Source organism: Streptomyces poriferorum, assembly GCF_019399235.1.
GTDB lineage: Bacteria > Actinomycetota > Actinomycetes > Streptomycetales > Streptomycetaceae > Streptomyces > Streptomyces poriferorum.
The window spans coordinates 94296-105371 of sequence record NZ_JAELVH010000001.1; the positions used below are offsets into that span (position 1 = coordinate 94296).

Here is an 11076-nt window from a genome sequence, read left to right on the forward strand (position 1 = left end):
CTGCCCGTCGCCGCGGGCATCGGCGGCTATGGTCGCCCGGGCCGGCGCGGAGATGGACAGGGACGACGAGCGGCCCGGTGTCGTGGGAACCCTACTCAACCCGCTCGTGGAGAGGCCCAAGTGGCATGCCCATGCCCTACCTGTCGCGGAGCGCGCGTCCGAGCATTACCGGCGCGACCCACACGTCCGGGTCTCCTTCCTGCGTGACCTCGCGACGGTCACCAAGGGCGACCCCGGCGGCGTCGAGCGGATCAACCGAGCCATCGCCACCACCTACACCGACGCGGCAGAAGGATTCACGGGCGTCGCGAAGCTAATGATGCTCACCGAGGCCGCTGTGCATGCCCGTGACAAGGGCCTCACCGACCTGCACACGGACATCCGCATGAAGCAGCAGACGCTGACCCGCGAGGACCTGGAACTCCAGAAGGTGCGCTTCGACACCGGTATGCCGGAAGAACTCTTCGACGCCGCCAGTGCCTACATCGGCGAGGCCAAGGACCTGGAGGACGCGCTGCAGCGCGTCGCCGACCACCCGGTACCTCCGCAGCCCGAATCGGCGGACGAGGGCGACGAACAGGGGCTGCAGCCCTCGTTCCTCCGTCTCGACACGAACCGGATCAACGCAGCCGGCCCAGTGCTCGTCCACAGCACGGGACAGCAGCAGGCCCCAGGGCAGGATCAGCGCGTCATCGGTCTCGAACTGACCGGCGTCTTGATCAGCTACCAGCTTTACGTGCTGTGGGAGCGCTTCGAGCCCAGCGTCCGGCAGATGACAACGGCGCTCACCGGTCCGGTCGTTCCCGCCGAGCGCGCCAGACTGCTGGCCCGCGCCTTTCAGCTGTACTGGGAGTACGACGAGACCGCCGTATTCGTCGCCGTCCCCCTGGTCGAGGGCATCCTCCGCCGCTACCTCCAGCAGCACATTCCCGTGATCCACTTGGCTAAGGGCGAATCCGCGGGAGGTGTAGGCCAGTCAGGGGGGCTCCTGCGCTCCCTGGCCGATAGTCCGGACCTGGCCGGAAGCACATGGGCCAGCAGCTTTCTGTTACTGCTTGCCGAACCGACTGCGGGGCCGAACCTCCGAAACACCATCGCTCACGATCTGTGGGAGTCGATTCCCTCGCGCCACCAGACGGCAATGGTCCTACTGGCCGCGTTGGTTTTTCTCCGCGCGGCATCGGCCGGTTCGACTGGCGAGGCAGAAGGGTGAGGCCAATGACGATGCTGATCGTCGGCGGCAGCAGGTCAGCTTGACCTACCAGTGCGTCGAGAACGGAGCAGCCGCCCTTCTGGCGGCCACCGGGCGGCGCACTGCCACCATCATCGGGGCCGTGAGAATGCAGCCCACCGCAACGCCTGGGCGAGCAGGACCCGGCGAAGCCCAACTCAGCCACCAGGCCGCGCACCACGTGGGCAGGCCTCGCCGCCTACATGGCCGTGGCAATGAGACAGCGCGCCGATCGCCGCTTGAACGGCCGAGCATTCGACTTTGCCGCCTCCTCCCTCGACCTGCCCGCTGCCGATTCGGCGAGCAGATCATCGCGGCACAGGACCAACCGCACACCGTGGCCCAAACCTCACGCGCCCTCTCACTTGGCCCGGCCAGACATCACCCCTGCAGTCGTGACTTCCTCGGACCTACCCGAGGAACGACAGCCGCACCTGACGGTTGGCATTGTCGACGTTCGTGTCGACCAGGCACACCGACTGCCAGGTCCCCAGCTCCAGCCGCCCCCCGATCACGGGCAGCGTCGCGTGCGGCGGGACGAAAGCCGGGAGCACGTGGTCGCGGCCGTGGCCCGGGCTGCCGTGGCGGTGTTGCCAGCGGTCGTCCGCGGGGAGCAGGGCGTGCAGGGCGCTGAGGAGGTCGTCGTCGCTGCCCGCGCCGGTCTCCAGTACCGCGATTCCGGCGGTCGCGTGCGGGACGAAGATGTTGAGCAGGCCGTCGCGGCCCGCTGCCGTCCGGGTGAGGAACTGCTCGCAGTCGGACGTCAGATCGGTGACGGTCTCCGTGGTGCCCGTGGTGATGTGCAGGACGCTGGTGGTGAACGCAGAGGACATGGGCACATTGTCCTGCCCGCACCGCGGGATTGCGCGATCACCTACCGGGACGGTGCCGGTCGGAGCGGCTGGAGGGGCCATCGGGAAGATCCGCGCAGCCGCTGCGGTTAGTAGAAGCGTGAACGATCTCGGGATGCGCTCAGTGGATGTCGTGGTCATCGGCGCCGGGCAGGCTGGGCTGTCCAGCGCCTACCACCTGCGTCGCAGCGGCCTGGCACCGGACCGCGACTTCGTGGTCCTCGACCATGCTCCTCGCGCCGGCGGTGCCTGGCAGTTCCGCTGGCCCTCGTTGACGTACGGCAAGGTGCACGGCATGCACGCCCTGCCCGGCATGGAGCTGACGGGTGCCGACGACAGCCGGCCCTCGTCCGAGGTGATCGGGGGGTACTTCGACACCTACGAGCACACCTTCGACCTGCGGGTGCACCGGCCCGTCGAGGTGAGCGCCGTGCGTGAGGGTGTGGGCGGGCGGCTGCTCGTCGAGACGTCCGAGGGGACGTACGCCACGCGCGCCCTGATCAATGCCACCGGGACCTGGGACCGGCCGTTCTGGCCGCGCTACCCGGGGCAGGAGACCTTCCGTGGGCAGCAGTTGCATACGGCGGACTACCCGGGGCCGGCCGGGTTCGCCGGGCAGCGCGTGGTGGTCGTGGGCGGTGGGGCCTCCGGGACGCAGCACCTGATGGAGATCGCCGAGGTGGCGGCGGAGACCTACTGGGTGACGCGCCGGCCGCCGGTGTTCCGGGAGGGTCCGTTCGGTGCCGATCAGGGCCGGGCGGCCGTGGCCATGGTGGAGGAGCGGGTACGGCGCGGGCTGCCGCCGCAGAGTGTCGTGAGCGTCACCGGGCTGCCGGTCACCGACGCGGTCCGGCGGGCCCGCGAGTCGGGGGTGCTCGACCGGCTGCCCATGTTCGACCGGATCACGCGGGACGGCGTGGCCTGGGACGACGGCCGCACCGTCGAGGCAGACGTCATCCTCTGGGCGACGGGCTTCCGGGCCGCCGTCGACCACCTCGCCCCGCTGAGGCTCCGTGAGCCCGGCGGCGGGATCCGGATCGAAGGAACGCGGGCCGCGCGCGACGAGCGCGTCCATCTGGTCGGATACGGGCCGTCCGCCAGCACCATCGGCGCGAACCGGGCCGGCCGCTCTGCCGTACGCGGGATCGGCCGGCTGCTGGAGCGCGCCGGGTCCGCCGCGGAGGGGGCCTTGCCCGTGTCCGCGTGAGCGCTGGTCAGCCGGTTCCCGCGCTGCGGCGGTTGCGGTTGAACTCGGCCACGTTGCGCTGCTGCTCCGCGTAGTCGTCGGTGAAGCGGGTGTCGCCGGGCGCGACCGTGACGAAGTACAGCCAGGGGCCGGGGGTGGGGCTGATCGCTGCCACCATCGCCTGCTCACCGGGGTTGCCGATGGGCGTGGGCGGGAGTCCCTTGTGTTCGTAGCTGTTGTACGGGCTGTCGATCTTCGTGTCGCCCGTGGTGGTGTCCAGAGTGCTGCGGTCCAACGCGTAGTTGAGCGTGGAGTCCATCTGGAGGGGCATGCCGCGGTCGAGCCGGTTGTGGATGACCCGGGCGACCTTCCCCATGTCGGGCGCGGTGTCCGCCTCGGCCTGGACGACACTGGCGATCGCCACCGTCTGGTACACGGTGACGTTGTTGCGCTGCGCTCCGGCCGTGATGTGCTCCGCGCCGAAGCGGCTCCGCGCCGTGTCGACCATGTAGCGCAGCAGGCCCTTCGGGGTCGTGCCCGAGGTGACGGGGTACGTCGCCGGGAAGAGGTAACCCTCGGGGTTGCCCTTCGCCTCGGCCGGCAGCGGCAGGTCCGCCGTCGCGACGGCCTTCTCCGTGGTGCCGGCGGGTTCGCCCAGGGCCTTGTCTGCGGCCACGTACACCTGTGAAGCGCGCCAGCCCTCCGGAATCACCAGGGAGCGAGCCTGTTCGGTGGTCTTCGGTTCCCTGGTCAGCAGCGGTACGAGGACGGCGGCGGCCACCCCGAGTACGAGTACGGCGGCGATGAGCAGCAGCAGACGACCTCGCCGGGTCGGGCGGATCCTGCGGTGGGGACGGGTGTCCGGGGACTCGTTCACCATGCGGGCACGCTATCCCGCGCGGATCGTGCCGTCGGTACCTCGTCCTTGACGACACGCGGTGCGCACCACGCGACACGAACACACGAACAGGGGATCGGGTGTTCGCTGGAACGCGTGATCGTATGGGCATTCGTTGCTCAACTGACTGACGGCGGTTGATGATTACAGGGCGCAAGCGACGGGCTGCAGACCGCGACTGTGCTGTCCCAGAGATTCACCATGCACAAGGAGAAACACCCGATGAACCTGATCACCAACCTGCTGGCCGGCGTCGTCCACTTCGTGGGTTGGCTCATCTGACCATTGCTCCACCCGGCGCCGTCGTTCCCCGTCCCACGGGAGCGGCGGCGCCGTCGCGTGCGGCCGTATGCCCCGGGGAAAGCTCTCACGGCCGGGGATCCATGCCGCATCGCACCCCCGGCCCCGGCCGGTCAGCCCGCCACGGGGGCGGCGAGCCGGGTGTCGTCCCTGCGGACCAGGGCCGCGTACCGCCCGTCCTGTCGCAGCAGTTCCTCGTGGCTGCCGCGCTCGGCGGTGCGGCCGGCGTCGAGGACGACGATCTGGTCGGCATCGCGCACGGTGGAGAGCCGGTGGGCGATGGTGATCGTCGTACGGCCGGCGGAGAGCGCGTCGATCGCCTCCTGTACGGCGAATTCGGTGCGGGTGTCGAGAGCGCTCGTCGCCTCGTCGAGGATCAGCACCGGCGGATCGCGCAGGATCGTGCGGGCAATGGCCAGGCGTTGCTTCTCGCCTCCCGAGAACCGGTAGCCGCGTTCACCGACGAGGGTGTCGTAGCCGTCGGGAAGGGAGGTGATGTGATCGTGGATCTGTGCGGCGCGGGCCGCCGCCTCGATCTCCTCTTCGGTCGCGTCCGGTTTCGCGAAGCGCAGGTTCTCGGCGACCGAGGCGTGGAAGAGGTACGTCTCCTGGGAGACCACGCCGACCGCCCTGGCGAGGGTGTCGAAGTCCAGTTCGCGCACGTCGACCCCGTCGAGCGTGACACGGCCGCCGGTGACGTCGTAGAGCCTCGGCACGAGATAGCTGAGGGTGGACTTGCCGGAGCCGGTGGGACCGACGACGGCCAGGCTGGCTCCGGCGGGCACGGTCACATCGACGCCGCTGAGGGTCGGACCGCTCTTCTCGTCGTAGCTGAAGTCGACGTTCTCGAAGCGGACCTCACCGCGGATCTTCTCCAGGCGCACCGGCTTCTCCGGCTCGGTGATGTCCACCGTGAGGTCGAGGTATTCGAAGATGCGCTGGAAGAGGGCGAGGGACGTCTGCATCTGCACCCCGGTGGAGAGCAGGCTCACGGCGGGCCGGAAGAGGCCCTGCTGGAGCGAGACGAAGGCCACCAGCGTGCCGATCGAGACGTCGGGACCACCGGACTGCAGGGCGATGCCGGCGGCCCAGTAGATGACGGCCGGCATGGCGGCCATCACGATGCCGATCGTCGACATCCGCCAGCGCCCGGCCATGCTGGAGCGCACTTCGAGGTCGACCAGGCGCTCGGACTCCTCGGCGAATCCCTTGGTCAGCGAGTCCGAGCGGCCCATCGTGCGGCCGAGCAGGATGCCGCTGACGGAGAGCGATTCCGTGACGGTGGCCGCCATGGCGGCCATCTGCTTCTGGCGCTGGGTGGTGATCTTCTTCCGCTCGCGGCCGACCCGGCGGCTGATCCAGACGAAGACCGGCAGCAGGAGCAGCGAGACGACGGTGAGCCGCCAGTCGAGCGCCAGCATGGCGACGACCGTGGCGATCACCGCGGTGAGGTTGGAGACCAGGGAGGTCGCCGTCGAGGTGACGGTGGCCTGCATGCCGCCGATGTCGTTGGCGATCCGGGACTGGACCTCCCCCGTGCGGGTCTTCGTGAAGAAGGCGAGCGGCATCCGCTGGAGCTGCGTGTAGACGGCGGTGCGCAGGTCGTGCATGACCCGCTGGCCCACCGTGGTGGAGATGAGCGTCTGGAGCACACCGAAGACGCTGTTCATCACCGCGGTGAGGATCATGCCGAGGGCGAGCAGCGAGAGCAGTCCGGTACGCCCCTGCGGGATGGCGGTGTCCAGGATCTCGCGCAGCAGGAACGGAGAGGCGACCGACACCAGCGACGAGGCGCCGACGAGCAGTCCGACCACCGCGAGGCGGCCGCGGTAGGGATGGAAGAGACGGAGGATGCGGCGCAGCTCGGCAGGCGGCTGGGCGGCCTCCCGGGGCGGGGGTGTCCACGTGGGTTCGTCGGGTTTCATGGGCTCCTTCGTCAGGCGTGCGACAACAGGGACGGGCGGACGCGGGGGCTTGCGACAGCGTGCGCGTCCACAGCGTGGCAGGGCGGTGGCCGGGTGGCCGCCGACAGGCCCCGGGGCCGGGCCTCCCGACCCTCGGCGGTCGGAGCCGGCCCTGACCGTCGGAGCGGCGCTTGACGGTCGGACAGATGAGAGCATAGCTCATTGTTACCTATACTCACAATGAACAAGGTCCTGATATTGTTCCCGTCATGGTTCCCGTCATGGACACCCCCGACCCCGACGGCGTACTCGCCGAACAGCTGCTGCGGCTGACCCGCAGGCTCCAGCGCATTCAGAGCCGTCAGCTGGAACCGATCGGCATCACCCCCGCGCAGTTCCGGCTGCTGCGCACCGTCGCGCACTGCGACGGCCCTCCACGGATGGCGGATCTCGCACAGCGTCTCGACGTCGTCCCCCGCGCCGTGACCACCCTGGTCGACGGGCTGGAGGCCAGTGGCCGGGTGCGCCGGACACCCGATCCGGACAGCCGCCGGGTGGTCCGGATCGAGATCACGGACGAGGGCGTCGCCACGCTGCGGTCGCTGCGCAACGCGCGCCGGGCCGCCGCAGAGGAGATCCTGGCTCCACTGACCGCCGATCAGCGTGAGGTGCTCGGCGGTCTGCTGACCGCTCTGGTCAACGGAATGCCGGAGCGCAGCTGCTGACCGGGCGCGAAGCGTCGCGCCGAGCCGCCGAGGGGATCTGGACATGCCACTGCTCGAACCGAACCCGGAATCCCTGCGCCCCGGGGTGGCGCGCCCTCCGTCCCACGACCGGGTTCCCGACGCGCAGGCACCCGGCACTCCCGAGCCGCTGCGGGGCGATCTGACCGCCCTCCTGGGCCCGCAGAAGGTGCTCTGGAAGATCTCCGACCTGGTGCGGTACGCCTCCGACGCCAGCCCGTACCGGTTCGTTCCCCAGGTCGTCGTCGTTCCGGAGGACATCGACGACATCTCCGCGATCCTTTCGTACGCCCACGGCAAGGGCCGCAACGTCGTGTTCCGGGCGGCGGGCACCAGCCTGAACGGCCAGGCACAGGGCGAGGACATCCTCGTGGACGTACGCCACCACTGGGCCGGTATCGAGGTCCTCGACGGGGGCGCGCGGGCCCGGATCCGCCCGGGGACGACAGTCATGCGGGCGAACGCCACCCTCGCCCGGCACGGCCGGCTTCTGGGGCCCGACCCGGCGAGCGCGATCGCCTGCACGATCGGGGGCGTGGTCGCCAACAACGCCTCCGGCATGACCGCCGGGACCACCCGGAATTCGTACCGCACCGTCTCCTCCCTCACCGTCGTGCTGCCCAGCGGCACGGTGGTGGACACCGGCGATCCGGCGGCGGACGAGGACCTGGCACACGCGGATCCGCGGCTCTGCGAGGAGCTGCTCGCCCTGAAGGCGGAGATCGAGGCCGACGCCGCGCTCACCGCCCGGATCCGCGCCAAGTACGAGATCAAGAACACCAACGGCTACCGGCTGGACGCCTTCCTGGACGGATCGACGCCGGTCGAGATCCTGCGCGGCCTCATGGTCGGTTCGGAAGGGACCTTCGGATTCATCTCCGAGGTCGTCTTCGACACGCTGCCACTGGACCGCATGATCTCCACCGCGCTGCTCTTCTTCCCCTCCCTGACCGCGGCTGCGGCAGCCGTCCCGTTGTTCAACGAAGCCGGCGCCATCGCCGTGGAGCTGATGGACGGCAACACCCTGCGCGCCTCGGTCAGCGTCAAGGGGGTGCCCGCCGACTGGGCTGGGCTGCCGAAGGAGACCGCGGCCCTGCTGGTGGAGTTCCGCGCTCCCGACGAAGCGGGCCAGGAGGCGTACGAGGAGGCTGCGGCCGGGGTCGTGCGGCAGCTGGAGCTGGTCCGTCCCGTCACCTCGGTGACCAACGAGTTCACCCGGGAGGCCCGCACCATCTCCGCCTACTGGAAGGCCCGCAAGGCCTTCGTCACCGCCGTCGGCGGCTCCCGCCCGTCCGGTACGACGCTGATCACGGAGGACTTCGCGGTCCCGCCCTCCCGGCTGGCCGATGCCTGCGAGGCCTTGCTGGGGCTCCAGGCGGAGCACGGTTTCGATGCCGCCGTCGCGGGCCACGCGGCCCACGGCAATCTGCACTTCCTGCTGGCGTTCGACGCCGCGAAGCAGTCCGACGTCGACCGGTACGCCGCGTTCATGGAGGACTTCTGCCGGCTCACCGTGGAGCGGTTCGACGGATCGCTCAAGGCGGAGCACGCCACGGGCCGCAACATCGCGCCGTTCCTGGAGCTGGAGTGGGGGCCCCGGGCGACCGAGCTGATGTGGCGTACGAAGCAGGTCATCGACCCCGATGGTGTCCTGGCCCCCCGGATCGTGCTGGACCGCGACCCGAAGGCCCATCTGCGCGGGCTGAAGACCATTCCCAAGGTCGAGGCGGTTGCCGACCCCTGCATCGAATGCGGATTCTGCGAACCGACCTGTCCCAGCCACGACCTGACCACCTCACCGCGCCAGCGCATCGTGCTGCGCCGCGAGATGATGCGGCAGCCAGGCGGTTCACCGGTGGAAGCGGGACTGCTCGACGCCTACGGGTACGACGCCGTCGACACCTGTGCGGGCGACTCCACGTGCAAGCTCGCCTGCCCCGTCGGCATCGACACGGGCGCCATGATGAAGGACTTCCGCCACCAACGGCACTCCCCGCGCGAGGAGCGGATCGCCGCGCTCACCGCGAAGAACTTCCGCGTGGTCGAAGCAGCCGCCCGGCTGGCGGTCGCGGCGGCCGACAAGATCGACGACCGGCTGCTCCAGGGAGTCACCGGACTCGCCCGCAAGGCCGTACGCCCCGATCTGGTGCCCGAATGGCTTCCGGAGATCCCGGGCGCTGCAGCCCGGAAGCTGCCCCGCACCTCCAGGGTGGGGGCGAGCGCGGTCTACTACCCGGCCTGCGTCAACCGCATCTTCGGCGGCCCGGAGGGGCATCGTGGCCCGTCACTGCCGCAGGCGGTGGTCCTCGTCTCGGCCCGTGCCGGGAAGCCCGTCTGGATTCCGGACGATGTCGCGGGCACCTGCTGCGCGACGATCTGGCACTCCAAGGGGTACGACGCCGGGAACGCGGTGATGGCCAACCGGATCGTCGAGGCCGCCTGGGGCTGGACCGCCGGCGGAAAGCTGCCCCTGGTCGTCGACGCCTCCTCGTGCACGCTGGGCATCGCCCACGAGGTGGTGCCGTATCTGACCGAGGACAACCGGAAGCTGCACCGGGAGCTGACGGTGGTCGACTCGCTGGTGTGGGCGGCCGACGAGCTCCTGCCCGAGCTGACTGTGCTGAGGAAGTCCGGTTCGGCGGTTCTGCACCCGACGTGCTCGATGGAGCATCTCGACGACGTCGACCAGTTGCGCACGGTCGCGGCAGCCTGCGCGGAGGAGGTCGTGATCCCGGACGACGCCGCGTGCTGCGGCTTCGCGGGCGACCGGGGCATGCTGCACAAGGAGCTGACGGCTTCGGCCACGGCGAAGGAGGCCGCCGAGGTGAACACCCGGGAGTACGACACCTATCTGTGCGCGAACCGCATGTGCGAGATCGGCATGGACCGGGCGACGGGGCGTTCGTACCACTCGGCGCTGATGGAGCTGGAGCGGGTGACCCGCCCCGGGCCCGCGTGAGCACCGGGCGGCGGCCGCTCAGGCCTTGAGGCCTGCTCGGTCGCCCATCACCACGACCGGGTTCTGCTTCGGGTCGAGGGTGCGCAGCAGCTTCACCATGGCCGCCTTCGGCAGGCTCACGCAGGCCGATGTGCCACTGCCGTGGTCCATGTGCAGCCAGATGCTGCCGCCCTTGGACTGGCCCTGCGGGCGCGTCGGGTCGTTGGGGGCGGTGCCCTTGACGCGGTTGTAGTCGATGGCGATGACGTAGTCGAAGTCGTGCCAGTACGGCTTGGCCCAGTAGCGGGGCGCCTGGATGGCGGCGGACTCGGTGTACGGGAGCAGGGCACCCGGGTCCGGCAGTGCGCCGCCCGCGTCGGTGAGGGTGAAGACGCCGACCGGGGAGCGTTTGTCGTCCTCGTGGTGCTCGGTGGTCCAGCCCTTGCGGCCGTTGTGGGCCTTCCAGCCGGCGGCCTTGTCCCAGGTGGAGTCGGTCCGGGTGTACAGCACGACCGTGGAGTCCGCGGAGTTCTTGCCCGCGCCGTACACGGCGACGACCTGGCGGGAGTCGTCCGGGATCTCCGACCACAGCCGGTCGCCCACGTCAGGGATGCGTTTCAGGCCTGTGGTCCGCTCCTCGGCCTTGTCCTTGCGGGCATCGGCCGACCGAGCGTCCGCCTTCTTCGGTTCCTGTCCGTCGCCGCACGACGTCAGGGTCGTGAACAGGACACCGCAGGCGGCCGCCGAGGCCACCACTCGTACCGCACCGGCTATAAGCATCCGTCCATGCTCGCACCACGCGGGGTCCGGGGGCGCCCTGGTCTGCGGAGTCCGGCGAATGCGTGCGCAATCTTTACCCCGTGACCGGCCCGGCGTCCCCCGGACCTCGCGGCGCCCTGCGTGTAGATCGGTGCCTTGCGCGTAGAGCGGTGCCCTGCGCGTAGAGCCGTGCCCTGCGCGTAGAGCGGTGCCCTGCGCGTAGAGCCGTGCCCTGCGTGTAGAGAGCTGCCCTGTGCGTAAAAGGG

The 11076-nt window shown here is 70.0% G+C and carries 8 protein-coding genes; 4 read left to right on the forward strand and 4 right to left on the reverse strand.

Features of this window, described 5'->3' with window-relative positions:
• Positions 1 to 52: 52 nt before the first annotated feature.
• A complete protein-coding gene (locus tag JGS39_RS00255; protein ID WP_219566420.1) occupies positions 53 to 1213 on the forward strand; it encodes a hypothetical protein in 1161 nt (386 codons plus the stop codon).
• A gap of 428 nt (positions 1214 to 1641) precedes the next feature.
• On the opposite strand, the gene JGS39_RS00260 is transcribed toward JGS39_RS00255, so the two are convergent.
• A complete protein-coding gene (locus JGS39_RS00260) occupies positions 1642 to 2064 on the reverse strand; it encodes a YjbQ family protein (protein WP_219566421.1) in 423 nt (140 codons plus the stop codon).
• 133 nt (positions 2065 to 2197) lie between these two features.
• Between JGS39_RS00260 and JGS39_RS00265 the strand changes: the two genes are divergently transcribed.
• The gene (locus JGS39_RS00265) at positions 2198 to 3289 is read left to right on the forward strand and encodes an NAD(P)-binding domain-containing protein (protein ID WP_219566422.1); all 1092 of its coding nucleotides are present in this window, start codon (positions 2198 to 2200) and stop codon (positions 3287 to 3289) included.
• Between the two features lie 7 nt (positions 3290 to 3296).
• Here the strand turns inward: JGS39_RS00265 and mltG are convergent, their stop codons facing one another.
• Both mltG and JGS39_RS00275 read right to left on the reverse strand, forming a co-directional pair.
• Entirely contained in the window at positions 3297 to 4148 is an 852-nt protein-coding gene (gene mltG / locus JGS39_RS00270) for an endolytic transglycosylase MltG (RefSeq protein WP_219566423.1), read from the reverse strand.
• A gap of 431 nt (positions 4149 to 4579) precedes the next feature.
• Positions 4580 to 6391: an ABC transporter ATP-binding protein gene (locus JGS39_RS00275; protein WP_219566424.1), complete on the reverse strand. Its 1812-nt coding sequence runs from the start codon at positions 6389 to 6391 to the stop codon at positions 4580 to 4582.
• Positions 6392 to 6651: 260 nt separating this feature from the next.
• Between JGS39_RS00275 and JGS39_RS00280 the strand changes: the two genes are divergently transcribed.
• Both JGS39_RS00280 and JGS39_RS00285 read left to right on the forward strand, forming a co-directional pair.
• Positions 6652 to 7095: a MarR family winged helix-turn-helix transcriptional regulator gene (locus JGS39_RS00280; protein WP_219566425.1), complete on the forward strand. Its 444-nt coding sequence runs from the start codon at positions 6652 to 6654 to the stop codon at positions 7093 to 7095.
• Between the two features lie 43 nt (positions 7096 to 7138).
• Positions 7139 to 10072, forward strand: a complete 2934-nt coding sequence (locus tag JGS39_RS00285; protein WP_219566426.1) for an FAD-binding and (Fe-S)-binding domain-containing protein — start codon at positions 7139 to 7141, stop codon at positions 10070 to 10072.
• A gap of 18 nt (positions 10073 to 10090) precedes the next feature.
• Here JGS39_RS00285 and JGS39_RS00290 read toward each other — a convergent pair whose 3' ends face one another.
• Positions 10091 to 10807 carry a L,D-transpeptidase family protein gene (locus JGS39_RS00290; RefSeq protein ID WP_219566445.1) on the reverse strand — a complete coding sequence of 239 codons (717 nt, stop codon included), beginning with the start codon at positions 10805 to 10807 and terminating at the stop codon, positions 10091 to 10093.
• Positions 10808 to 11076: the final 269 nt, after the last annotated feature.